Annotated in this window: 25 protein-coding genes and 1 pseudogene; 19 read left to right on the forward strand and 7 right to left on the reverse strand. The window is 29.4% G+C overall.

What is annotated here, in order from left to right; genetic code table 11:
• Window positions 1-10: 10 nt before the first annotated feature.
• The 3 genes from liaF to vraR are packed head-to-tail and all read left to right on the forward strand — an operon-like array spanning window position 11 to window position 2,374.
• The gene (liaF, locus tag HMPREF2629_RS06510; protein ID WP_017175229.1) at window positions 11-712 is read left to right on the forward strand and encodes a cell wall-active antibiotics response protein VraT; all 702 of its coding nucleotides are present in this window, start codon (window positions 11-13) and stop codon (window positions 710-712) included.
• Complete coding sequence (locus HMPREF2629_RS06515) at window positions 709-1,743, forward strand: sensor histidine kinase VraS (RefSeq protein ID WP_017175228.1); 1,035 nt, start codon at window positions 709-711, stop codon at window positions 1,741-1,743. Before liaF ends, HMPREF2629_RS06515 begins: the two co-directional genes overlap by 4 nt.
• 1 nt (window position 1,744) lies before the next feature.
• Complete coding sequence (gene vraR, locus HMPREF2629_RS06520) at window positions 1,745-2,374, forward strand: response regulator transcription factor VraR (RefSeq protein WP_002450048.1); 630 nt, start codon at window positions 1,745-1,747, stop codon at window positions 2,372-2,374.
• Window positions 2,375-2,452: 78 nt separating this feature from the next.
• Here vraR and HMPREF2629_RS06525 read toward each other — a convergent pair whose 3' ends face one another.
• The 3 genes from HMPREF2629_RS06525 to HMPREF2629_RS06535 form a co-directional block, all read right to left on the reverse strand.
• A complete protein-coding gene (locus tag HMPREF2629_RS06525) occupies window positions 2,453-3,655 on the reverse strand; it encodes a YihY/virulence factor BrkB family protein (RefSeq protein WP_061815718.1) in 1,203 nt (400 codons plus the stop codon).
• A gap of 91 nt (window positions 3,656-3,746) precedes the next feature.
• Window positions 3,747-4,028: a hypothetical protein gene (locus HMPREF2629_RS06530; protein ID WP_002450075.1), complete on the reverse strand. Its 282-nt coding sequence runs from the start codon at window positions 4,026-4,028 to the stop codon at window positions 3,747-3,749.
• A gap of 5 nt (window positions 4,029-4,033) precedes the next feature.
• Complete coding sequence (locus tag HMPREF2629_RS06535) at window positions 4,034-4,498, reverse strand: low molecular weight protein-tyrosine-phosphatase (RefSeq protein WP_070813219.1); 465 nt, start codon at window positions 4,496-4,498, stop codon at window positions 4,034-4,036.
• A 141-nt stretch (window positions 4,499-4,639) separates the two neighbouring features.
• Between HMPREF2629_RS06535 and HMPREF2629_RS06540 the strand changes: the two genes are divergently transcribed.
• The 3 genes from HMPREF2629_RS06540 to HMPREF2629_RS06550 are packed head-to-tail and all read left to right on the forward strand — an operon-like array spanning window position 4,640 to window position 6,671.
• Window positions 4,640-4,846, forward strand: a complete 207-nt coding sequence (locus tag HMPREF2629_RS06540; RefSeq protein ID WP_002450082.1) for a DUF1128 domain-containing protein — start codon at window positions 4,640-4,642, stop codon at window positions 4,844-4,846.
• A gap of 11 nt (window positions 4,847-4,857) precedes the next feature.
• Window positions 4,858-6,105 (forward strand): aminopeptidase, encoded by a 1,248-nt coding sequence (locus HMPREF2629_RS06545; protein ID WP_070813220.1) that lies wholly within the window; start codon window positions 4,858-4,860, stop codon window positions 6,103-6,105.
• A 32-nt stretch (window positions 6,106-6,137) separates the two neighbouring features.
• Window positions 6,138-6,671 carry an acyl-CoA thioesterase gene (locus tag HMPREF2629_RS06550; protein WP_070813221.1) on the forward strand — a complete coding sequence of 178 codons (534 nt, stop codon included), beginning with the start codon at window positions 6,138-6,140 and terminating at the stop codon, window positions 6,669-6,671.
• A 302-nt stretch (window positions 6,672-6,973) separates the two neighbouring features.
• Here HMPREF2629_RS06550 and yfkAB read toward each other — a convergent pair whose 3' ends face one another.
• Window positions 6,974-8,119 (reverse strand): radical SAM/CxCxxxxC motif protein YfkAB, encoded by a 1,146-nt coding sequence (gene yfkAB / locus HMPREF2629_RS06555; RefSeq protein WP_070813222.1) that lies wholly within the window; start codon window positions 8,117-8,119, stop codon window positions 6,974-6,976.
• Between the two features lie 143 nt (window positions 8,120-8,262).
• Here yfkAB and HMPREF2629_RS11035 point away from each other — a divergent pair, with 143 nt between their 5' ends.
• From HMPREF2629_RS11035 to HMPREF2629_RS06585, 7 genes are all read left to right on the forward strand, one after another.
• Window positions 8,263-8,424: an SE1561 family protein gene (locus HMPREF2629_RS11035; RefSeq protein ID WP_002450046.1), complete on the forward strand. Its 162-nt coding sequence runs from the start codon at window positions 8,263-8,265 to the stop codon at window positions 8,422-8,424.
• Window positions 8,425-8,532: 108 nt separating this feature from the next.
• The gene (locus HMPREF2629_RS06560; RefSeq protein ID WP_017175222.1) at window positions 8,533-9,051 is read left to right on the forward strand and encodes a type 1 glutamine amidotransferase domain-containing protein; all 519 of its coding nucleotides are present in this window, start codon (window positions 8,533-8,535) and stop codon (window positions 9,049-9,051) included.
• A gap of 451 nt (window positions 9,052-9,502) precedes the next feature.
• A complete protein-coding gene (gene sgtB, locus HMPREF2629_RS06565; RefSeq protein ID WP_017175221.1) occupies window positions 9,503-10,315 on the forward strand; it encodes a monofunctional peptidoglycan glycosyltransferase SgtB in 813 nt (270 codons plus the stop codon).
• Between the two features lie 168 nt (window positions 10,316-10,483).
• Window positions 10,484-11,287 (forward strand): recombination regulator RecX, encoded by an 804-nt coding sequence (recX, locus tag HMPREF2629_RS06570; protein ID WP_070813223.1) that lies wholly within the window; start codon window positions 10,484-10,486, stop codon window positions 11,285-11,287.
• Window positions 11,280-11,594 carry a YfhH family protein gene (locus tag HMPREF2629_RS06575; protein WP_002455132.1) on the forward strand — a complete coding sequence of 105 codons (315 nt, stop codon included), beginning with the start codon at window positions 11,280-11,282 and terminating at the stop codon, window positions 11,592-11,594. The genes recX and HMPREF2629_RS06575 overlap by 8 nt, the downstream gene beginning before the upstream one ends.
• Before the next feature lie 15 nt (window positions 11,595-11,609).
• Window positions 11,610-13,127 carry an ATP-binding cassette domain-containing protein gene (locus tag HMPREF2629_RS06580; RefSeq protein WP_070813224.1) on the forward strand — a complete coding sequence of 506 codons (1,518 nt, stop codon included), beginning with the start codon at window positions 11,610-11,612 and terminating at the stop codon, window positions 13,125-13,127.
• Window positions 13,128-13,135: 8 nt separating this feature from the next.
• Window positions 13,136-13,900 carry a teichoic acid transporter gene (locus HMPREF2629_RS06585; RefSeq protein WP_070813229.1) on the forward strand — a complete coding sequence of 255 codons (765 nt, stop codon included), beginning with the start codon at window positions 13,136-13,138 and terminating at the stop codon, window positions 13,898-13,900.
• 117 nt (window positions 13,901-14,017) lie between these two features.
• Here HMPREF2629_RS06585 and HMPREF2629_RS06590 read toward each other — a convergent pair whose 3' ends face one another.
• Window positions 14,018-14,995, reverse strand: coding sequence for a metal-dependent hydrolase (locus tag HMPREF2629_RS06590; protein ID WP_070813225.1), 978 nt, complete (start codon window positions 14,993-14,995; stop codon window positions 14,018-14,020).
• A gap of 135 nt (window positions 14,996-15,130) precedes the next feature.
• Between HMPREF2629_RS06590 and mutY the strand changes: the two genes are divergently transcribed.
• From mutY to HMPREF2629_RS06605, 3 genes and pseudogenes are all read left to right on the forward strand, one after another.
• A complete protein-coding gene (mutY, locus tag HMPREF2629_RS06595; protein ID WP_048761628.1) occupies window positions 15,131-16,177 on the forward strand; it encodes an A/G-specific adenine glycosylase in 1,047 nt (348 codons plus the stop codon).
• A gap of 92 nt (window positions 16,178-16,269) precedes the next feature.
• A complete protein-coding gene (locus tag HMPREF2629_RS06600; RefSeq protein WP_017175215.1) occupies window positions 16,270-16,812 on the forward strand; it encodes a nucleoside tri-diphosphate phosphatase in 543 nt (180 codons plus the stop codon).
• A gap of 154 nt (window positions 16,813-16,966) precedes the next feature.
• Window positions 16,967-18,702, forward strand: a pseudogene (locus tag HMPREF2629_RS06605) (ABC transporter ATP-binding protein).
• A 77-nt stretch (window positions 18,703-18,779) separates the two neighbouring features.
• Here HMPREF2629_RS06605 and HMPREF2629_RS06610 read toward each other — a convergent pair.
• A complete protein-coding gene (locus HMPREF2629_RS06610; RefSeq protein WP_017175213.1) occupies window positions 18,780-19,874 on the reverse strand; it encodes an FUSC family protein in 1,095 nt (364 codons plus the stop codon).
• A 154-nt stretch (window positions 19,875-20,028) separates the two neighbouring features.
• Complete coding sequence (locus HMPREF2629_RS06615; protein ID WP_017175212.1) at window positions 20,029-21,318, reverse strand: glutamate-1-semialdehyde 2,1-aminomutase; 1,290 nt, start codon at window positions 21,316-21,318, stop codon at window positions 20,029-20,031.
• Window positions 21,319-21,398: 80 nt separating this feature from the next.
• On the opposite strand from HMPREF2629_RS06615, the gene HMPREF2629_RS06620 reads away from it, so the two are divergent.
• The 3 genes from HMPREF2629_RS06620 to perR all read left to right on the forward strand — a co-directional run bounded on the left by HMPREF2629_RS06620 (window position 21,399) and on the right by perR (window position 23,355).
• The gene (locus tag HMPREF2629_RS06620; protein WP_017175211.1) at window positions 21,399-21,854 is read left to right on the forward strand and encodes a peroxiredoxin; all 456 of its coding nucleotides are present in this window, start codon (window positions 21,399-21,401) and stop codon (window positions 21,852-21,854) included.
• A gap of 5 nt (window positions 21,855-21,859) precedes the next feature.
• Window positions 21,860-22,810, forward strand: coding sequence for a phosphoglycerate dehydrogenase (locus tag HMPREF2629_RS06625; protein ID WP_070813226.1), 951 nt, complete (start codon window positions 21,860-21,862; stop codon window positions 22,808-22,810).
• A 95-nt stretch (window positions 22,811-22,905) separates the two neighbouring features.
• Entirely contained in the window at window positions 22,906-23,355 is a 450-nt protein-coding gene (perR, locus tag HMPREF2629_RS06630) for a peroxide-responsive transcriptional repressor PerR (RefSeq protein WP_017175209.1), read from the forward strand.
• The last annotated feature ends 456 nt before the right edge of the window (window positions 23,356-23,811 follow it).

A 23,811-nucleotide genomic window follows, 5' to 3' on the forward strand; every position in this document is an offset into this window, starting at 1 on the left:
AGGCGACACATTGACACGTAAATATATATCTACTGAATTATTAATTATTTTTACAGCGCTAATGATTATCGCTAACTTTTATTACATCTTTTTTGAAAAAATTGGATATTTATTTATTTTATTATTAGGATGTATATTAATTTATGTAGGGTACCTTTACTTTCATAAAGTAAGAGGGTTATTGGCGTTTTGGATAGGAGCACTACTCATAGCGTTTACCTTGTTATCCAACAAATATACGATTATTATTTTATTTATATTTTTAGTAATAATCATTATTAGATACTTAGTTTTTAAATTTAAACCTTTGAAGATTGTGGCCTCGGAAGAAGAAGTGACCTCTCCTCAATTTATTAAACAACGTTGGCTAGGTGAACAACGTACTCCAGTATATGTATATAAATGGGAAGATGTGCAAATTCAACATGGGGTTGGAGATATTCATATTGATATGACAAAAGCAGCAAACATCAAAGAAAATAATACAATTGTAGTTAGACATATTTTAGGTAAAGTACAACTGATTGTTCCAGTTAATTATAATATTAATCTTCACATGGCATCATTTTATGGTACCGCTTATATAAATGGAGAAGCATATAAAGTAGAAAATAATCATGTCCAAGTAGAAGAAAAACCGAAAGAAGAAAATTATAGTGTAAATATATATGTATCAACATTTATTGGTGATGTTGAGGTGATTTATCGATGAATCACTATTTAAGAGCAATAGGATCCATGCTTATTTTAGTGTATAGCATGCTAACTGCGTTTTTATTTATAGATAAAGTTTTTGTAAATATTATATATTTTCAAGGAATGTTCTATACTCAAATATTTGGTATACCTGTGTTTCTATTTCTTAATTTAGTGATTATTTTACTTTGTATTATCGTTGGCTCTGTATTAGCTTATAAAATAAATCAGCAAAATGATTGGATAAAGAATCAAATTGAACACGCCATTGAAGGTGAAACGGTAGGGATTAATGATAAAAACATAGAACTATATAATGAAACAATTGATATTTATCAAATGTTAGTGCCTTTAAATCAAGAATTACAGCGATTAAGAATCAAAACTCAAAATTTAACAAATGAAAACTACAATATGAATGACATTAAAGTAAAAAAAATTATAGAAGATGAGCGTCAGCGTTTAGCAAGGGAATTACACGATTCAGTAAGTCAACAACTTTTCGCAGCAAGTATGATGTTATCAGCGATAAAAGAAACAGAACTAGAACCACCCCTTAACCAACAAATTCCAGTACTTGAGAAAATGATACAAGAATCTCAATTAGAGATGCGAGCGCTGTTACTACATTTGCGACCTTTAGGACTCAAGGATAAATCATTAGGGGAAGGTATTAAAGATTTAGTCATTGATTTACAAAAGAAAGTACCTATGAAAGTCATTTATGATATACAAGATTTTAAAGTGCCTAAAGGAATTGAAGATCATCTATTTCGCATTACACAAGAGGCAATTTCAAATACATTAAGACATTCTGATGGAACTAAAGTGACAGTCGAATTATTTAATCATCAAGATTATTTATTATTAAGAATTCAAGATAATGGTAAAGGCTTTAACGTAGATGAAAAAGTAGAACAAAGTTATGGATTGAAAAATATGAGAGAACGTGCATTAGAAATAGGTGCAACGTTTCATATCGTATCTCTACCAGATTCAGGAACTAGAATAGAGGTAAAAGCACCTTTAACGAAAGAGGAGGGTTAATATGACGATTAAAGTATTATTTGTAGACGATCATGAAATGGTTAGAATTGGTATTTCAAGTTATTTATCTACTCAATCTGATATTGAAGTAGTAGGAGAAGGATCATCAGGAAAAGAGGCAATTGAAAAAGCACATACGTTAAATCCTGATTTAATTTTAATGGATTTGTTAATGAATGATATGGACGGTGTAGAAGCGACGACACAAATAAAAAAAGATTTGCCTCATATCAAAGTAGTCATGTTAACAAGTTTTATAGAAGATAAAGAAGTATATAGAGCACTTGATGCAGGGGTTGATAGTTATATATTAAAAACGACAAGTGCCAGTGATATTGCAGAAGCAGTTAGAAAAACATATCGTGGAGAATCTGTATTCGAGCCAGAAGTTTTAGTAAAAATGAGAAATAGAATGAAGAAGAAAGCAGAATTATATGAAATGCTCACTGAACGTGAAATGGAAATATTGTTATTAATTGCTAAAGGCTATTCTAATCAAGAAATTGCCAGTGCTTCACATATTACAATTAAAACAGTAAAAACACATGTGAGTAATATTTTAAGTAAACTAGAGGTACAAGATAGAACACAAGCGGTTATTTATGCATTCCAACATAATTTAATTCAATAATAAAAAGCTCCTTATAAAGAAGTCAAAAAATGACTATCTCATAAGGAGGTTTTTCGTTAAAAGTTTTCTTTTCTATAGCTATTTATCTTTATCAAATTTATCTTTAATTTTATCAACAAAAGAGTCTTGTTCACTATGTTTATCATTGGGTGTAGGATCTACATCATAATTTTTTTCATATTTGGATGATGCTGTAGAATCGTATTCATATTTTGTATTCTCATTGTAATGATTTTCATTATTATCATCATGTTTTAAGGCAGCTTCTTCAGGTGTAGAACCTTTAATGACATGTCTTTGATGAATAATTGCATTAATTTCAGCACCAATAATGATAATGAAACATGTAATGTAAATCCATAGTAATAAAATGATGATTCCAGCAAGACTACCATATGTTTTAGAATAGTTGCCAAAGTTAGATAAATACCAACCAAATGCAAATGATCCTAATAACCATACAATAGAAGTAAAGATTGCACCAGGATAAACAGATTTAAACTTAGTTTTAACGTTAGGTGCTACTGAATATAATGTTAAGAATAAAATAATAATAACGATAAGTGGTAACAATATACGCACTAAATCAAATATCCAAGCGACTTGTTGATCTAAACCTAACGGACCAAATAGATGATCTTTAATAAAATTACCAAATGTAGGTAACGTTAGAGCGATAGCTAATACAATAGCCATAACAATTGTAAACAAAATACTTAATAATTTAAGAACAATAGGATTACGAGCATCTTCAACATCATAAGCAACATTAAATGAATTCATAATTGCTGTCATACCATTTGATGCTGACCAAATAGCTAAAATCAAACCGACTGATAATAAACTACCACTAGAGTTACTTGTAATATCTTTAAAAATTTTAGTAACAACATCAGCAGTCTCAGCAGGAGCATTTTGACTAACTAAGTCTTTAATTTGCTGAGGATCAATTTGGAATAATGGTAATAAAGTTAATAAAAAGATTAACATTGGGAATAAAGCTAATACAAAGTGATACGTCATTTGAGCCGCTAAACCTGAAGCATCATCTTTACCAATACGATAAACAAGATAAGATAAAAAATTAGAATTTTTAGTATATTTTGCAGGTTTATTTAATCTAGAAACGAAAAAAACTTGTTTATCTTTTTTAGGCTTTTTTGATTGAAATTCCTGAGGTTCTACGTATGTACGATCAACCTTTATTTTCTCTTTATTTTCTGTCTCTTTTTCCTTAATAGAGTTAAGGTACTTAGAGTTTGATTGATTTTTTTTTGACATAGGCGTCTCCTTAAAAATTAATTCTAAAATAAAGGCAAAACTACCTAAGTAAAAAGGAATTTTGCCTTTATTTTCTGTCAATTATATTTGATTAGCTAAGACGATTGTTTTTACGATTTACAAATGTATCTTTAGCATCTTTAATTGATTTTTCTAATTCTGGATTATTACGACGAATTTCTTCGATTGTATCTTTCCAATACAATACTTCATTTTTAATTGAAGTAATTTTAGAAGGTTTACGAGAACGATTACCTTCTTTAATGTCTTTAAATGATTGTACTAATGCATTACGTGTTGATTTATCTGCTAAAGTAGCAGCTCCACCAACGATAGCACCAATAATAATACCTGGAACAAATTTGTTTTCCATTTTAGTTACCCCTCTTTCAAATTAGCATCTTTTACGATGAAATCTATTAAATTGTCACAAGATGATTGTACCATGTCATATACACCATCAAAATTATTTGTGTAATAAGGATCAGGCACATCAGTCTCTTCCATGTTACTAAATTCTAGCAATTTGAACAATTGACCTTTAAGATTTGGATTGATTGATTTAATATTATCCACATTACTTTGGTCCATAGCGATAATATAATCAAAATCATCATCAGGTTCAAATAATTCACTAACAATACCATCAAAAGGTATATGGTGTTGTTTCAGAATTTTTTGAGTACCTTGATGAGGAGGTTCACCTAAATTCCAACGTCCAGTACCCCTAGAATGTACAATAACATCAGAAATACCGCGTTCTTTTAATCGTTGACGCATGATTGCTTCAGCCATTGTAGAACGGCAAATATTTCCAAGACATACAAAAGCTACATCTACCATCTTGTACTCCTCCAAACTTTAATATATAAACTATTTTATAGTTATTTTTAACATTTATAAAGCCATAATTTTACTAATTTCTATAAAAGTTTAATAAATTTTTATACTTTGATAAAATATGATAATAAAGAGGTGAAACAAATGGCACAGAATAATGAACAAATGATTAAAAATATTCGAAAAAAATTAAATATTGTAAATCAATCTTTAATTAATCCAGAAAAATTTAAAGATACAGATACAAAGGATATTAAAGACATTCATGATTTTGTTATGTCTAAAGATTCATTTTCACCAAGTGAAATTACAGCAATTGCTGATGAATTAGGTAATTTACGTCACGAGTAAGGAGAATTTAAATGGTCAATCAAGATTATCAAGACAAATTAAAACAATATGCAGAATTATTAGTAAAAGTAGGTATGAACGTTCAACAAAATCAACCTGTATTTATAAGAACTTCTGTAGAAACTATAGAATTAACGCGCTTAATTGTCGAAGTAGCCTATCAAGAAGGCGCTTCAGATGTAAGAGTGGTATATTCAGATCCTATTTTAGAACGTTTAAAATATGAAAATGAATCTGTTGATTATTTTGAAAACCATGCTGTTAAAGCTTATGATGTTGAAGAGCGTATGGATTATGCTCATAGAGGAGCAGCGAATTTAGCGCTTATTTCCGGTGATCCAGACTTATTAAATGGCATTGATTCAGAAAAATTAAAAGCATCTCAGTTTAATTATGGACAAGCATTCAAAGGGTATATGGAAGGTAGCCAAAAGAATGCATTTCCATGGGTAGTAGCTGCATTTCCATCTAAAGCATGGGCAAAACGTGTATATCCTAATTTGCCTGAAGAAGAAGCATACAGCCAATTTATCGATGAAGTATTTGAAATTGTACGTGTGGATGGAAATGACCCAATCACAAATTGGGAGCAACATGTGAAATCTCTAAGTGTACATGCAAATAAACTTCAAGAAAAAAATTATAAAGCATTACATTATATGTCTGAAGGCACTGATTTAACAGTAGGGCTACCAAAAGGACATATTTGGGAAGATGCAACGAGCTATGTAAATGGAAATCAACAACCATTTATTGCAAACATCCCAACGGAAGAAGTATTTACTGCACCAGATAGAAATCATGTAGATGGCTATGTAACTAATAAATTACCATTAAGTTATAATGGTAATATTATTGATGGATTCACTTTAACATTTAAAAATGGTGAAATTATCGATGTTAAAGCAGAAAAAGGTGAAGAAGTTTTAAAAGATTTAATTAGCACAGATGAAGGTTCTAAGCGATTAGGAGAAGTTGCTCTAGTTCCAGATGATTCGCCAATTTCAAATCGTAATACCATTTTTTATAATACTTTATTTGATGAAAATGCATCTTGTCATCTTGCTATTGGTTCAGCCTACGGGTTTAATATTAAAGGCGGTACAGAAATGTCTACTGAAGAAAAAATAGCAAGTGGATTAAATGATTCTAATGTTCATGTGGACTTTATGATTGGAAGTTCAGATCTAACGATTTATGGTATTTTAGAAGACGGCTCTAAAGAATTAGTTTTCGAAAATGGGAATTGGGCACAATAACTCATTTAAATTAGGAATAGGAGAAATAAAGTATGTCAAATTCTCAAGTTAATAAAAAATCTATGTCTGAATCAAAAAGTATTAAAACACGACAAGTATTTCCTCAAGATACCAATCATCACCATACAATGTTTGGTGGATCATTGATGGCTAATATTGATGAAATAGCTGCAATTACAGCTATGAAACATGCGAATGCACAAGTGGTTACTGCTTCTACTGACTCGGTGGATTTTTTAAGACCTATAAAAACAGGGGATATTACGTCTTATGAAGCAATGGTAAGTTACGCAGGGGCAAGTTCAATGGAAATTTGTGTGCAAATTATTATTGAAGATGTGCTAAATAAGGAAAGACATTTAGCAGCATTGAGCTTTTTAACATTTGTTGCCCTAGATGAAAATGGAAAACCAACACGTATTCCTAAAGTGTACCCTGAAACTAAAATAGAAAAGTGGTTCTATGAAGGAGCACCAAAACGTGTTCAACGAAGAAAAGAACGACGTGAAGAAAGTAAAAAAACCATTGAATTTTTATCTGAAGCACAGCACATAGAAGATATTTAAGATTTATAATAAAAGTCAATACATATGATATAAATTATATGTATTGACTTTAAATTATACGAAAGGGTTTTAGGGCCTTGTTTTTTAAAAATATTTCAATGTAAAATTACATATAAATACAAAGTATTTTGGTGAGACTCTTGAGGCAATAGGATAAGTTAAAGACTACAGGCTGAAGCTGTGCCCTAAGAAAGCGAGTCAACAATACGCAGTATTGTAAATAAAATAGCCAGTAAATGAGTTTACAATAAACTCATTTACTGGCTATTTTGCTTGGAATTATGTCTTAGTTTCTTTTAATTTTATTGAAAACTATGTTCAGTGTGCATTGTGATTTCATTTTCTCTAAAGTTTGTATTTGGATAATACATATTTTTAACTAATACATTTGGTCCTAAGCATTGGAAAGCTTCACAATGACAATTTAGAGATTTTGCTAAATCTGTTGATAACCAGGCATTAAATACATCTGTGAGCTTATCATGTTTAATATTAGAAATTGTTCCGTTTTCATCACCAAAATCTGTTACAATAACGTCTCCACTAAATACATTTACATTTAAGCGACTACGACCATCTGGGTCATTTCGAACAGTAACATTTTTTTCATTTCTTAATCGTTCAAGTAAAAGTTGGTCATTTTCATCGTTTATGCAAGGGTAGATTGGGAGAGTACCAAATAACATCCAAGTATTTTTATCACGAATGTCTAATAAATGATGAATAGCTTGCTTCATGTCTTTTAATGATAATACATTGAGTTGACTTGCAAAATCTGCTGGATACATAGGATGAACTTCATGACGACTACACTTCATATCATTAACAATTTCTTTATGTATGTTTTCTAAATGTGGTAGGGTATTTTGATTTAACATTGTTTCTGCTGAAACAAACATCCCTTGGTCAGATAATGTACTAGCATTATCTAGCATTTGTTCATATAATTTTAACTTTGCTTTTAAAGGAGGTTGTTTTTTCATTGCGCCAAAGCCCACCTCTGCAAATTCTTGGATGGTACCCCAATTATGAGAAATGTGCATGACATCAATATACTCAGCAATTTCTAGATATCGATCTTGAGGTAACGTTAAATTAGAATTCATTTGCACATATATGCCTCTTTGATGCGCATATTTTAATAATGGTTTAACAACATTATTTATAGATTTCTTTGAAAACATAGGTTCTCCACCTGTAATCGACATAGTACGTAAATTGGGAATTTCATCTAAACGTTGATAAATAAGATTCATAGGTAATGGATCAGGATCTTTTGTTTGTAATGTATAACCAACTGCACAGTGACTACATCTCATATTACATAAATTTGTTGTGGTAAATTCTACATTACTCAAAGTGAGTTGATCGAATTGTTTAATATCATTATAAGCTTCCCACGGATCATTATAAATTGAGATTGCTTGTTTAATTTTTGATGTTGTCATTATAAAAACTCCTAAACTTTTAAAACATTCTTCTTTATAAAATTACAATAAATATTATTAGAATTATATCTCTTTTTGTCAAATTTTGTTAGGATAGTTATGAATAAAAGCTAAAAATATTATATATAAGGAGTTAAATTCCGATGGATGAAAAACAAACTATTGAACAAATTAAAACAAGATTGTCTAAATTTTTAGAAGATATTGACCACGTTAATCCTGATGAAGTAAGTGTAAAAGATATTGATGAATGGATTGGATTATTAGATCAATTAGAAGAAAAAGTTAAGTTAGTTTCTAAGTAATTGTGGAGTATGAAAAAGTTTTTAACTAAATTTAATATTTATGTTTAAACCATCTTAAATTTGTCTATAATTAAATATAATAAAACGAAAGAAAAGGTGATTTTGGTTATGACTAAAAAAGTAGCAATTATTTTAGCTGATGAATTTGAAGATATAGAATTAACAAGTCCTAAAGAAGCATTAGAAGAAGCAGGATTTGAAACTGAAGTTATTGGAGATACTGCGAACGCTGAAGTTGTTGGGAAACATGGCGAAAAAGTTACAGTAAATGTAAGTATTGCTGATGCTAAACCAGAAAATTATGATGCAATATTAATTCCTGGTGGTTTCTCTCCAGATAATTTACGTGGAGATGCAGAAGGACGTTATGGAACATTTGCAAAATACTTTACTAAAAATGATGTTCCAACATTTGCTATTTGTCACGGACCTCAAGTTTTAATTGATACTGATGATTTAAATGGTCGCACTTTAACTGCAGTATTAAATGTTCGTAAAGATTTATCAAATGCAGGTGCCAATGTTGTTGATGAATCAGTAGTAGTTGATAATAATATTGTAACAAGTCGTGTACCTGATGATTTAGATGATTTCAATAGAGAAATCGTTAAAAAATTAAATGATTAATTTAAAATAACTTTTTGAAAGTTATATTTGAGCCTGAGACATGTGTAATTGTCTCAGGCATTTTTAATGTGTTGATAGTCGATGATTGAATTACAATGTAACTGTATTCTGGATAGGCTCCAATGAAACTGAGAATGTATCATTACAAGTCGTGTCAATTCATAAGCGTCTGATTGATTTGTTTTCCTTGTTTTCTAGAAATGGAGAAAATACGTTTTAAATGTTACTTTTAAAAATTCATATATTTATGAACTTAATATCGTTTTTTAAATCCGCTTATCCATCTTTAAAAAATCCTTCTCTATCTTCTTCAAAGTAACTTGAAAATTTGAGCGATATAAAAACCAATGATACACCTTGAGACTGATTTTTGATTGTTTATATAGATAAAAATAATACTTACTGTTAAACTCTCAATTATAGAGTGACCTTTAAGTAAAGGAGCAATCCCATGAAAAGAAGACAAAGAGATAACTATCCAAAAGAGAAAACAACTTATTATCAAAATGAGCCTTATTATAATACCTATTATCAACCTGTGGGTTCACCACCGAAAAAGAAGAAAAGTAAACGGCTCTTTCTAAGAATGTTTATTATATTTCTGATTATATTTGCTTTGTTTACTGGATTAATGTATTTTTTATCATCTAGAGCGAATGTCGATGATTTACAAACGATTGAAAATAAGAGTAATTTTGTATCATCAGACAATATGCCGAATTATGTTAAGGGCGCATTTATATCTATGGAAGATGAACGTTTTTCTAAACATCATGGATTCGATATCAAAGGGACAACACGTGCATTATTTTCAACGATTGGTGAACGTGAGGTACAAGGCGGGAGCACCATTACTCAACAAACTGTAAAAAATTATTATTACAATAATGAACGTTCATTTACACGTAAACTAAAAGAATTATTTGTCGCGCATAAAGTTGAACAGCAATACAGTAAAAATCAGATATTAAGTTTTTATTTGAATAATATTTACTATGGTAATAATCAATATGATATTGAAAGTGCAGCAAATTACTATTTTGGTGCAACTACAAATCAAAATAATAGTAGTTATCCGATTATTACTGTATTACAAAGTGCAATGCTAGCAAGTAAAGTTAATGCCCCAAGTGTATATGATATTAATAACGTATCAAATAATTTCAAGAATCGAATTAAAGTGAATTTAGAAAAAATGAGACAACAGAATTATATTTCTGACAGTCAATATCAAGAAGCCTTATCGCAACTTAATAATTATTAATATAGTAATATAACAATTTAATTAAATATAAACTAAGAGTGAGAATGAGAATAAATAAACTTCCATTTCGCTCTTTTTTAATATCAAATACTATATGTGTTAGATTTTCTGTTATAAAATAAATATATTATTAAAATACAATTTTTAATTAGTATGAGGAGAATAATGATGCCGAAAATTACTAAAATAGAAGTTCAAAAAAATAATAAAGAACGATTTAATCTCTTTCTTGACGAAGCATTTGAAATGGGAATTGATATAGATACACTCGTTAAATTCAATTTGAAAAAGAATCAAATGATAGATGCTGCAGAAATGGAAAAAATTCAAAAATACGAACACTATCGTCTAGGAGTTAATATGGCAATACAATATTTATCATATAAAAAACGAACTGAAAAAGAAGTTAGTGATTATTTGAAAAAGAATGATATTAATGAAATGGCAGTACAAAAAGTGATTGAATATTGTTATAAAGAGCAATATATTAATCATGAAGATTATGCTGAAAGTTTAAAAAATACAATGATCAACACAACAGATAAAGGACCTAAAGTATTTAAACAAAAACTATACCAAGTTGGAGTAGAACCTAATATTATAGATAGATATGTTAAACGATATGAAGAAGAGCAACCTATAGAATCTATCATTCATGTTGCTAAAAAAATAATGAAAACTAAAAAAGGTCCTGTTGTTAAAGTAAAGCAAAAAGTAATGCATAGCTTAATCCAAAAAGGATATACAATAGAAACTGCACAATATGTACTTAATGAGTTAGACTTTGCTCAAGACGAAGAAGTGCTAGATGACTTATTACAAAAGGATTTAGAAAAAGTTTATAATAAACAACGTCGTAAATATGATGGTAATACATTAAAAATGAAAACAATAGAAGCACTTATGAGAAAAGGATATAATTATGATAAAATAAAAATTAAATTAGCAGAAAGTGGTATTTTAGATGAGTGACAAAAGATTAAGTGAAATGTCTGAACAGGAATTGAGACATGAAATACAATTATGTAAAGAAAAAATGCGTAAAGCTGAAATGAATGGCATAATGAATGAATATGATGTTTATGAAAGTAAAGTCATTGTAGCTGAGAGTTATTTAGTCGATCGTTCTAAAATTAATATAGGCAGAATGTATAAATTAAATGATGGTAGTGAACAATACTTTAAAGTTGAACGTTTAAAAGGGGTTTTTGCTTGGGGTTATAGAATAAATAGTACGAATCCTGAAGAGGGTTTACCCATTGCATTATTAAAAATTTAGAAGGATGTAACACAAATGGGAAGTTCAATCGTTTTAAAATTATTAAATGTTACACAATACTATAGAAACCAAAAGAATAGAAAGTGGTATTTGCCGTTTGGATATGGCGCGGAAGACATAGAATTAAATAAAATAACTTTACACATTTATCAAGGAGAAGCTCTTGCACTCATAGGAGAACCTGGTTCATCCAAAACATTGATTGGAAGAATTATGGCACAAGATATTGCACCTGATAGAGGGAAAGTTGTACAATCAGCAAGTATTTATTATGGAGATATAAAAAACAAACATTTATTAAATATGTCTGTTAAAAGTTATATTGAAGAAACACAATGCTTATTTAATTACGAGACGTCTTCACATATTGTCGATCAAATTATTAAATATGCGCATTTAGATGATAATTCTTCGATTCAAGTGAATAAACTTAGTCACTCTGAGTATGCGCAATTGATTTTAAGTGTTGCAAGAGTTTGTAAAACAGAAATTATTATTTTAAGTCATATTCTCGAATATCTTGATGAAGCTTTTTTAAATAAGGCGAAACAACTTTCAAAAGACTATGTGTCTAATGACTTATCAATTATATTTGTAGACGATGATATTTCTAAAATATCTCAAGTAAGTAACTATGTTACATGGATTTCTCACGGACAAGTGCGTATGGAAGGGTCTTTAAATGACGTTTTACCAGTATTTAATGATCATGAAAGAGATAGATTAAGTATCGAAGATGAAGAAACACTTAAGAATTTTGATTTGGATTGGAAGAAAAGTAGAAGTAGATTGCCGGAAATGAGTTATAACTTTAAAAGAGTCGAACGATACAAACATGTTAAAGTTCCGGATTTTATAGTTAAATTTTGGACGCTTTTAGTTTCAACGTTAATCGTCTTAGTGTTACTTGGCGCACTGGTAGTGAATAATATAGGGAAAATTGAAATTCCTATCAACGAATCTCAGAAGAAAGTTCAAAATCAAGACACGGATTCTTTTGAAAATAAATTGTCTTATGGAATTGTTCTACATGATGAAGTGACATTATCAAATCATCAAGATATTGAAATGCCAAAATATTCTTTTGTGACGATTACTGGAGAAAGTGCTTCAAAATACCGCTTAATTGTCGATGATGATACATATGAAGTAGGTAAGAACAAAATTTATTATTTTAATCCTGCTGCATTATATGAAACGCATAAATTTAGTACTTTAGCGCCTTATATGAAGTCAAACTACAGTAAGTATGTTGATTATTTTAATACTCAATTACATAAACCACATAAGCAAGTGAAAAAGACGCTTGTTCCTGAAAAAGATCAACGATTTGTGGTGCCTATTACACAACAACCTATTAAAATGTTATTTAATGATGAGGATAAGTTAACTGGTTTTGTATTTCCTATAGTAGATAAATCAAAATTAGAGCGTAAATTTAATATTAAAAGTAATGTATGGATTTCAAAATTAAATAATGGATATTTAATTGCAGATATGAAAAATAGTAAATGGATTTATATCGAATTGTAGGTGTAAACATGATAGATAAGTTAATATTATATTTTAAACATTTTCCATCTCTTTTACATTTGGCTAAAGCAAAAGTAAAAGAGACTTGGAAATATGATGTGATTTTATTTTTAATACAATTAATTATCATTAGTATCATAATTGGAGTGATGTATTTATTTAATACAGAAGAAATTGAAAAGGCCCAATGGATATATCGAATGATTGCGTTCTATACTTTTGTAACCATTGCTTATATTATATATAAATCATTCAAATTATATAAGTATGATTATCTTATTGCTAAATCATTTCAACTCACACCTATTATTACGCCCATCCTTAATGCACTGATAGGGGCTATCATCATCTGTGTTTTATCATTGATTACATCAATCTTTAAGCCAGTAAACCTTGAAACATCGGTGATATCTTTTGTTTATTTTATACTAATGTCGATTATATTTATTGTTTTTATTTCAATAACATTAGGTTTATTGACTTTAATAAGTAAAAAAGTATTTAAATTTTATGTGGTAGCAACAATGGTGTTATTCTTTTTAGTACCTATCATTTTTATACCTAACAATAAGGCAAATATGATTGATCAAATATTAAAAATTAATCCATTATATTATTTGATTGACGGATTATCATCTTCAATTGTTTTTGGAGCTGTAAATATGTACAATATTGTGTATCATATTTATTTTATTGCTTTTTTAGTATTAATTGGAGTTATCAATTTTATTTTAACTCGACTTGTTGCCCATAAGAAATATGAATATATTTAATATATGAGTGAATCGTTATAAATAACATATATTTTTTATAATTTTATAATAATAACCCCTAAATGACTGTCAATAAGTCATCTAGGGGTTGTTTAAATTATAGTTAAAGTTAATAGATTAATGAGAGTACAATTTTTTTTGAAGTTTTTCTTCTGTAAATACCCATCCAATATAGGAATGGTCAATTTTTTGATCTTGAGTAAGATGTGCAATTGCTGCAAAAGAATAATGTCCTTTATTTAGATAACGTAAATCTATCAATCTTATCTCAGTTGTTTGATCATCAAGTTTACGTATTTGCCAACGATAGATAGAAGAGAATTTTAAAAACGTTCTTATTTCAGGATTACTTTTTATTTGCCATAAAAGTGTATCAGATGAGAATTGTTGACGTTTTACTTTATCACTAAACGTTATATTACGACCATAAGCTCTACCTACATAATCATAGCTTTCAGTTTGAATAGCTACACGCCATTCCATAAATTTCATAGTAGGTGCAACAAAAATTTTCACAGGATGATGTTCATCATGAATGAGTATCAACGCTTGAGATTTGATTATTGATTGCATTTTAAATCTAACGATATAATAAATAATTAAAACGCCAATAATTGGAAAGAACACTAGATATGGATGAATGCCTAATAACCATAGCGTGATTCCAATACATAATATTAAAAAAATAATTGGATCGAATGTATTGATTACACCGAGTTGTATCCACTTATTTGATATAGGTCTAAGTGCTTGTGTACCATATGAATTAAAGATATCTACAAAAACATGTAAAAAGACCGCTAACTGAGCCCACATCCATATATGAGTCACATCTACATGTGGAAAGATAACGTATATTATAAAAGCAAGTAATATTGGCCATAAAATCGTAAAGGGTATGGAATGTGTAATACCACGATGATGTGAAATATAAGTTGCATTATTTTTTAATTTTAAAACCGTATCGCCATCAGGTATTAAAGAACCCGCAATTAAAGTTGTTGCAGTAGCTGTCATAGAATGTGACATTGCTGGGTCTTGTGTAGCTAAAGCAGTTAGTCCAATGCCGATAGCAATATGAGTGGCTGTATCCATAAAAGTTCACTCTTTTCATCTTGATTTAATATATATTATAATCTAAAAATTAGAATAACAAAATTAAGATACTTATCAAATATTAGAAAGTATTATAACTTATAAATTTTTTTATGTAAGAGAAAGGATAATTTAATGTTAAATGAAACGACATTTAAAAATAATATTGTGACATGGTTTGAGAAAAATCAACGAGAAATGCCTTGGAGAGAAACAACTAATCCATATTATATATGGCTAAGTGAAGTTATGCTTCAACAAACACAAGTTAAAACGGTCATTGATTATTACAATAAATTTATTCATCGATTTCCTACAGTTAAAGCGTTAAGTGAAGCAGAAGAAGATGAAGTATTAAAGTATTGGGAAGGTCTTGGATATTATAGCCGTGCCCGCAATTTTCATACAGCAATTAAAGAAGTACATCATAATTATAATGGTGAAGTGCCATCATCCCCTAAAGTTTTTGGTGAATTAAAGGGAGTAGGTCCATATACTCAAGCAGCTGTAATGAGTATTGCTTTTAATCGCCCTTTAGCTACTGTAGATGGAAATGTGTTTAGAGTATGGACTCGACTTAATAATGACTATCGTGATATCAAATTACAATCTACTAGAAAATCATTTGAAAAAGAGCTTCAACCTTTTGTACAAGAAGAAGCGGGTACGTTTAATCAATCAATGATGGAATTAGGTGCAACAATATGTACACCTAAGAATCCGTTATGCCTATTTTGTCCAGTGCAGGAAAATTGTGAAGCATTTCGAAAAGGAACTACGTTAGAGTTACCTATCAAGACTAAAAAGCAAGCTAAGAAAATAATTAATCAGGAGGTTTTTTTAGTCAGAAATCAGAAAGGTCAATATCTGATTGAAAAACGTCAAGAAAAGCTACTTAATGGTATGTGGCAATTTCCGATGTTTGAAAGTCCTAATGGGATTCAAAAACTAGAATATAAGTTAAACCAGTCATTAACTTTAGCTGAGAACGCAATATTTCAATTAAAGCATCAATTTACACATAAAACTTGGAATTTAAATGTTTATAGTGTGATTGAAGATATAAATATTGAATCAGCACAATTACCAGACTTTATGGAATGGTTTGATTTAGAAAATCGAGACGATTATTCTTTTCCAGTATCAATGAGTAAAATATATGAGTTTATTGTTGGTAAATAGAAAAACATATTATCTCTCTATATCTCTTTAAAGAAGTTTAAAAAAATATGGTATAATTCGAATTGTAAAAACTTTAAAAGGTGGTGTGGAGTATGGTTAAAGAATCCATACCTAAAGAAGGCGAAAATATAAAAATCCAAAGCTATAAACATGATGGAAATATTCATAGAGTATGGTCTGAAACAACGATTTTAAAAGGAACAGATCACGTCATCATTGGTGGGAATGATCATACCTTAGTAACTGAAAGTGATGGACGTACATGGATTACTAGAGAGCCTGCAATCGTGTACTTTCATTCTGAGTATTGGTTTAATGTAATTTGCATGTTTAGAGAAGATGGTATTTACTATTACTGTAATTTATCTTCGCCTTTTGTATGTGATGAAGAAGCTTTAAAATATATTGATTATGATTTAGATATTAAAGTTTATCCAAATGGTAAATATCATTTATTAGATGAGGATGAATATGAACAACATATGAAACAAATGAATTATCCTCATGAAATAGACGTAATACTAAGAAGAAATGTAGACATTTTACAACAATGGATAGAACAGAAAAAAGGTCCTTTTGCTCCTGACTTTATAAAAGTTTGGAAACAAAGATATAAAAAAATTCGTAATTACTAAGCATAATTGAGGCAAATAGTAATTAATTAGTTTATAGTACTTGAGTAATAAATAAGAGGTTGAAACTACTTGCCTATTCTTAAATAAATGAGTTTATGAATAGAGGGTTCAACCTCTATTCATTTTTTGATAATAAAATTAAGGAGGAGTCAGTGTGATTCGACGATATTTAGAATTTGTCAAACCATATAAATATCGTATTTTCGCAACGATTATTATTGGAATTATAAAATTTGGTATTCCAATGTTAATTCCATTATTAATTAAATATGCGATTGATGGTGTCATTAATAATGGTACATTAACTACCAATGAAAAATTCCATCATCTTGCTATAGCGATAGGTATTACTCTATTTATATTTTTAATTGTGCGCCCGCCAATTGAATACCTTCGACAATATTTAGCACAATGGACGAGTAATAAAATTTTATATGATATTCGTAAGCAATTGTATGACCATTTACAAGCTTTAAGTGCTCGATTTTATGCAAATAATCAAGTGGGACAAGTTATATCGAGAGTAATTAATGACGTAGAACAAACGAAAGACTTTATTTTAACTGGGTTAATGAATATTTGGTTAGACTGTGTAACGATTATTATTGCGCTTTCTATTATGTTCTTCTTAGATATTAAATTAACACTTGCAGCAATTATTATTTTTCCTTTTTATATCTTTACAGTATATTTTTTCTTTGGACGTTTAAGAAAATTAACACGTAAACGTTCACAAGCATTAGCGGAAGTACAAGGATTTTTACATGAACGTGTTCAAGGTATGTCTGTAATAAAAAGCTTTGCAATTGAAGATAATGAAGCGAAAAACTTTGATAAAAAAATAAAAACTTTTTAAGTAGAGCGTTTCAACATACTTCATGGAATGCCTATTCATTTGCAGCTATTAATACAGTCACAGATTTAGGTCCTATCATTGTTATTGGAGTAGGGTCATATTTAGCAATCACTGGTTCAATTACAGTAGGTACCTTAGCAGCTTTTGTAGGATATTTAGAACAATTATTCGGACCATTAAGACGTTTAGTTTCTTCATTCACAACTTTAACGCAAAGTTTCGCCTCTATGGATCGTATTTTTCAATTAATGGATGAAGACTATGACATTAAAAATAAAAAAGGTGCACAACCTATTGAAATAAAAGAAGGACATATTGAATTAAAAAATGTAAGCTTTAAATATAATGAAGATGAATCTTTAGTTTTAAAAAATATAAATTTAAATATAAACAAAGGTGAAACAGTAGCATTCGTCGGTATGAGCGGGGGAGGTAAATCTACGCTTATTAATCTTATTCCACGTTTTTATGATGTAAGTGAAGGTGAAATTTTGATCGATAGTCATAATATTAAAGATTATTTAACAGGAAGCTTGAGAAATCAAATTGGACTTGTTCAACAAGACAATATTTTATTTTCTGATACTGTAAGAGAGAATATTTTATTAGGACGTCCTGATGCTACTGAAGAAGAAATAATCGAAGCAGCTAAAATGGCAAATGCGCACGACTTTATTATGAATTTACCGAATGGCTATGATACTGAAGTTGGAGAACGTGGCGTAAAATTATCTGGTGGCCAAAAGCAACGTTTATCTATTGCGCGTATTTTCTTAAATAATCCACCTATATTAATTTTAGATGAAGCGACAAGTGCACTTGATTTAGAAAGTGAAGCAATTATTCAAGACGCATTAGATGTTTTAAGTAAAGATAGAACTACACTTATTGTAGCTCATAGATTATCAACAATCACACACGCAGATAAAATTATTGTTATGCAGCATGGCCAAATCGTTGAAACGGGTACACATAAAGAGCTGATTGCTAAAAAAGGTGAATATGAACATTTGTATAGCATTCAAGATTTATAACTAAATAATGAATACTAAAAAAGACAAACTCAACTTTGATAGTTAAGTTTGTCTTTTTTAGTATTGATATTTAATTTTTATAAATCAAAGTCTTCATCTTGAATTTCAATATCTGTGTCATTACGATGATACGTAAAGAAACTTAATCTTAGTCTATCTAAATGCTCTAAATAATATCGATATTCTTCAATAGCTGCGATAATTTGCATGATATTCGAATATGAATATTCTACTTGATATGGATTTTGAATTAATTGATATTGAAAAGCATCCATAAGATTTTTCTTTTGAGGATTTAAAATTTGATTATCAAAATCATCTACATTATAACGCGCCTTTTTTGATAAACTTTTTAAAATTTGTTCATGATAGGCTGTTAATGAATCTAACTCTAATTTAATTTGAAATAATAAATTATGATTCGTATTATGCAAATCATTTTGATATCTAGCCATACGATTTAATACTTCGTAAGCTTGTCGAGTTGTTCCAACGACCTCTTTAAATAATATCTTTTTACGATTTTGTTGGAAAGCAGCTTTTCTTGTAAACGTACGTTCTTCGTGATAATAGTTATAGATTTGTTCTAATTTTATGATGCGAGATTCTAACTGTTCACCATCTTCTTTTATCTGATGATATTCAGAAGTATCATTAATCACAAGTTTAAACCATATAAATATGTCGGAAGAAATATTAACCGCATTATGATAAATTTTAGTTTCGAATTTTGGAGGTAAGAATACTAGGTTTACAAGTGAAGCACTTAAAACTCCAATCATTACTAAAATAAATCTAAATGTAGCTGCAAGATAAAACGATCCTGTATGTTGCCCCATAATGATTAACGCAGTGACACCTGCTAATGTTGCTACATGCGCCAAGTTTAATTTGTATAAAATGGCGATTAATAGAATGACTGTGATACCCATAATCACAATGTTTTTACCAAAAATGGTTACCATAATCACTGCTAATATAGCACCGATTAAATTACCTGTAGCTTGTTCAGATATCGTTTTCATTGAACGATATATATTAGGTTGCATTGCAAAAATAGCACTTATTCCTGCTACAGATTTCAAACCAACATTATCAGGTAAAAAAGAAGCGATAAAAAGGGCGAGAATGATAGCAATTCCAGTTTTAAGTATACGTGCGCCTAATTTCAAATACAACGCTCCTTTAAATAACAAGTTTATAGTTTAATGTATTTTTAAATTAGTATACACTCAACAAATAAAACTATACAAGTATACGCATATATAAAAACCCAAGAATGTATATTTACGATATGACATTCTTAGGTCCGTTAAATTTTAAATATTATTTCATTTGACTGAAGGCATAGTCAGCCGCTTCTAATGTTCGATCAATATCTTCTTCAGTGTGTTCAGTAGTTAAGAACCATGCTTCAAATTTAGAAGGTGCTAAATTAATACCTTGGTTAAGCATAAGTTTAAAGAATTTTGCAAATGCCTCACCATCAGAATTTTCTACTTGTTCGTAGTGTGTTACTTTTTCATCTGTAAAATAGAGTGTTAGCGATCCATAAATACGATTAATTGTTGCAGTAATATGATGTTTTTCGATAAGTTTATTTAAACCATCTTCTAAACGTTTACCCAAATTATCTAATTTCTCATATACACCATCTTGCTCTAAAACTTCAAGTAATGCAATACCTGCTCTCATTGAAAGTGGGTTACCTGCCATTGTTCCTGCTTGGTATGCTGGGCCTAATGGAGCAACATGTTCCATGATATCTTGACGGCCACCGTAGCCACCGATTGGTAATCCACCACCAACAATTTTACCAAATGCTGTTAAATCTGGATAAACATTTAATAAATCTTGTGCAGCGCCATAATGGAAGCGGAAAGCAGTGATGACTTCATCGTAAATCACTAAAGCCCCATGTTCATGAGTGATGTTGTTAACTTCTTCTAAAAAGCCTGGTTGAGGTTTTACCATACCAAAGTTACCTACAATAGGTTCTACTAATACAGCCGCTACTTCATCTCCCCAATGTGACATGGCTTCTTTATAAGATTCAATGTCATTGAAAGGTACAGTAATGACTTCTCTAGCGACACTTTCAGGTACACCAGCTGAATCCGGAGAACCTAATTGAGAAGGTCCGCTCCCTGCAGCAACTAATACTAAATCAGAATGGCCATGATAAGACCCCGCAAATTTAATAATCTTATTTCTTTTAGTATAAGCTCTAGCAACTCGAATTGTAGTCATTACTGCTTCTGTTCCAGAATTAACAAAACGAATTTTTTCTAATGAAGGAATAGCTGCTCGTAATTTTTTACTAAAATCAATTTCAAGTTCAGTCGGTGTACCATATAACACACCTTTAGCCGCTTGATCTTGGATAGCTTCAGTAATATGAGGATGAGCATGACCAGTGATTATAGGACCATATGCTTGTAAATAATCAATGTACTTATTTCCATCGACATCGTAAAGATAAGCGCCATGACCTTCACGCATAACTACGGGAGCACCTCCGCCAACAGCTTTATAAGAGCGTGAAGGAGAATTAACTCCACCTAAAATATATTCATTTGATAACTTTTGAAGACGTTCACTTTCAGTGAAATTCATAGAGTATCAACCTTTCTTATTTAATAATATTCATTACTATCGTAACATAATAATTATAATATGAAGAAATGAGTGATACGATGTTAAAAATAGGAGATCTTTTTCCAAAATTTGAATTAGAGAATCAAAATGGTGAATTAATTACTAATGAAAAAATTATGGGAGAAAAAACAATATTATATTTCTACCCACGAGATAACACACCAACGTGTACAACAGAAGCATGTGACTTTAGAGATAATATACAATACTTTAATGATATGAAAGTTAAAGTTTATGGTATTAGCGGGGATTCTAGAAAAAAACACGAAAACTTTATTAATAAGCATCATTTGAATTTTGATTTGTTAGTTGATGATGAATTTAAGTTATCGAAGGCAGTAGGAATATATCGTTTGAAGAAAAGTTTTGGAAAAGAAAATATGGGAATAGTGAGAACAACGTTTGTAATAGATGAAGCGGGATATATTACAAATATCATTGAAAAAGTAAAAGTTAAAACACAAATAGATGAATTAAAACAAATGCTGGAGTGAGATAAATGAAAATCGTAAGCTTGAAACGTTTAGGTAATATAGAAAATGAATTAATAGAAAAGTATCCTGATATTTCATTTTTGTTTTATGATAAAGCAGATAATATTCCAGATAATGAAAAAAAAGAACTCGAGGTATTGATAGGGTATGACGGGGAGATTAATGAAAGATTTATAAAGTCTTGCCCGAATTTAAAGTGGATTGCATGGTATGCAACAGGCGTAAACAATCTACCATTAGAGTATATTAAGAATAAAGGAATTATTTTAACCAATACTAGAGGAATACAATCAAAGCAACTTTCAGAATATATACTAACTTTTATATTAGATGATCATAAAAAAATGAAAACATCATTTATTAATCAACAAAAGCATATTTATGATAGTACTTTGACAGGTAAACGTTTAAAGGATGAAACAATTTTATTTTTAGGTACTGGAGCTATTGCTCAAGATACTGTAAAGTTATTGACACCTTTCGAATTGAAAATAATAGGTGTAAGTAAAACAGGAAAACAAAAAGAAGGATTTAATCAAACATATGAGATAAATGAATTAGACGAACTATTAGGAGAAGCGGATATAATAATTAATACGTTACCAGAAACCAAAGAAACATATCATTTATTAAACAAACATCACTTCCAATTAATGAAGGAAGATACCTTATTTATTAATGTAGGAAGAGGAACTATAGTAGAAGAAGACGATTTAATTGAAATACTTAAAGAAAAAGTAATACGTCATGCTTACTTGGATGTATTCGAAAATGAACCACTAGAATCAGAACATCCACTTTATGATTTAGATAACGTGACAATTACTGCACATATAACTGGTAATGATAAAGAAAATAAAAAGGAAGCAACGAAAATATTTGAAAGAAATCTATCTCATTTTCTCAATAAAGAAGAAATAAGTGAGAACGTAGTAGACTTAAAAGATGGCTATTAATATAAAACTTATGGAATAATTGACAATGCCGTATGAAAGTAGTTATATTATTAATAAGATAATAATAATTATAAAGTAGAAAGATGGTGAAAATGATGAGTGCAGAAATAGAATCAATTGAACATGAGCTTGAACAAGCTATAATAGCATTAAGAAAGTCAGGCGTTCGTATCACGCCTCAAAGACAAGCTATTGTTAGATTTTTAATTAGCTCACATACACATCCTACAGCGGATGAAATTTATCAAGCACTTTCACCTGATTTTCCTAATATAAGTGTTGCGACAATTTACAACAATTTAAGAGTATTTAAGAAGATAGGTATTGTAAAAGAATTGACTTATGGAGATGCATCAAGTAGGTTCGACTTTAATACTCATAATCATTATCATGTTATTTGTGAACGATGCGGTAAAATAGTAGATTTCCACTATCCTCAATTGGATGAAATTGAACAATTAGCTCAACACGTTACAAACTTTGACGTAACACATCATCGAATGGAAATTTATGGATTGTGTGAAGAATGTAAAAATAAAGAATAAAGTTAGGCAATGACTTTAATGTCATTGCTTTTTTTGTTTATAAGTAATCAAAGAATTTAAAAGATAAATATTAAATAAAAAATACCATAGAGTTTTAGTATAAAAAATACTCATTAAAGATAATGAATACATTTAGTGTGAAATATTAAACAATTTTATATTATAAAATTCATTGACGTTCAATAATAAACTTGCTATTATATAAAAGTCGTCAAAAACAAAAGATATTGTTTGAAAACGCAAAGTAAATTAGTTTAAAACAATGTTAAGAAAGTGTAATTTTGACTATTGATTATAAAAACAATTTATTATAAGATATTATTTGTTGAAATATTAATTAACTTCAAGAAAAGAAAAATTAAAAAAGTTCTTGACAAAAATAATTAGTATTTGATACAATTAATAAATGTAATTGTTAAAACGAACATTGAAAACTGAATGACAATATGTCAACGT

Origin of the sequence: Staphylococcus sp. HMSC034C12 (genome assembly GCF_001835895.1) — a bacterium.
Taxonomy (GTDB): domain Bacteria; phylum Bacillota; class Bacilli; order Staphylococcales; family Staphylococcaceae; genus Staphylococcus; species Staphylococcus hominis.

Coding starts and splice junctions, on each gene's coding strand:
- HMPREF2629_RS06515 (WP_017175228.1), top strand. CDS start 709: ATGAATCACTATTTAAGAGCAATAGGATCCATGCTTATTTTAGTGTAT.
- vraR (WP_002450048.1), top strand. CDS start 1,745: ATGACGATTAAAGTATTATTTGTAGACGATCATGAAATGGTTAGAATT.
- HMPREF2629_RS06525 (WP_061815718.1), bottom strand. CDS start 3,655: ATGTCAAAAAAAAATCAATCAAACTCTAAGTACCTTAACTCTATTAAG.
- HMPREF2629_RS06530 (WP_002450075.1), bottom strand. CDS start 4,028: ATGGAAAACAAATTTGTTCCAGGTATTATTATTGGTGCTATCGTTGGT.
- HMPREF2629_RS06535 (WP_070813219.1), bottom strand. CDS start 4,498: ATGGTAGATGTAGCTTTTGTATGTCTTGGAAATATTTGCCGTTCTACA.
- HMPREF2629_RS06540 (WP_002450082.1), top strand. CDS start 4,640: ATGGCACAGAATAATGAACAAATGATTAAAAATATTCGAAAAAAATTA.
- HMPREF2629_RS06545 (WP_070813220.1), top strand. CDS start 4,858: ATGGTCAATCAAGATTATCAAGACAAATTAAAACAATATGCAGAATTA.
- HMPREF2629_RS06550 (WP_070813221.1), top strand. CDS start 6,138: ATGTCAAATTCTCAAGTTAATAAAAAATCTATGTCTGAATCAAAAAGT.
- yfkAB (WP_070813222.1), bottom strand. CDS start 8,119: ATGACAACATCAAAAATTAAACAAGCAATCTCAATTTATAATGATCCG.
- HMPREF2629_RS11035 (WP_002450046.1), top strand. CDS start 8,263: ATGGATGAAAAACAAACTATTGAACAAATTAAAACAAGATTGTCTAAA.
- HMPREF2629_RS06560 (WP_017175222.1), top strand. CDS start 8,533: ATGACTAAAAAAGTAGCAATTATTTTAGCTGATGAATTTGAAGATATA.
- sgtB (WP_017175221.1), top strand. CDS start 9,503: ATGAAAAGAAGACAAAGAGATAACTATCCAAAAGAGAAAACAACTTAT.
- recX (WP_070813223.1), top strand. CDS start 10,484: ATGCCGAAAATTACTAAAATAGAAGTTCAAAAAAATAATAAAGAACGA.
- HMPREF2629_RS06575 (WP_002455132.1), top strand. CDS start 11,280: ATGAGTGACAAAAGATTAAGTGAAATGTCTGAACAGGAATTGAGACAT.
- HMPREF2629_RS06580 (WP_070813224.1), top strand. CDS start 11,610: ATGGGAAGTTCAATCGTTTTAAAATTATTAAATGTTACACAATACTAT.
- HMPREF2629_RS06585 (WP_070813229.1), top strand. CDS start 13,136: ATGATAGATAAGTTAATATTATATTTTAAACATTTTCCATCTCTTTTA.
- HMPREF2629_RS06590 (WP_070813225.1), bottom strand. CDS start 14,995: ATGGATACAGCCACTCATATTGCTATCGGCATTGGACTAACTGCTTTA.
- mutY (WP_048761628.1), top strand. CDS start 15,131: ATGTTAAATGAAACGACATTTAAAAATAATATTGTGACATGGTTTGAG.
- HMPREF2629_RS06600 (WP_017175215.1), top strand. CDS start 16,270: ATGGTTAAAGAATCCATACCTAAAGAAGGCGAAAATATAAAAATCCAA.
- HMPREF2629_RS06615 (WP_017175212.1), bottom strand. CDS start 21,318: ATGAATTTCACTGAAAGTGAACGTCTTCAAAAGTTATCAAATGAATAT.
- HMPREF2629_RS06620 (WP_017175211.1), top strand. CDS start 21,399: ATGTTAAAAATAGGAGATCTTTTTCCAAAATTTGAATTAGAGAATCAA.
- HMPREF2629_RS06625 (WP_070813226.1), top strand. CDS start 21,860: ATGAAAATCGTAAGCTTGAAACGTTTAGGTAATATAGAAAATGAATTA.
- perR (WP_017175209.1), top strand. CDS start 22,906: ATGAGTGCAGAAATAGAATCAATTGAACATGAGCTTGAACAAGCTATA.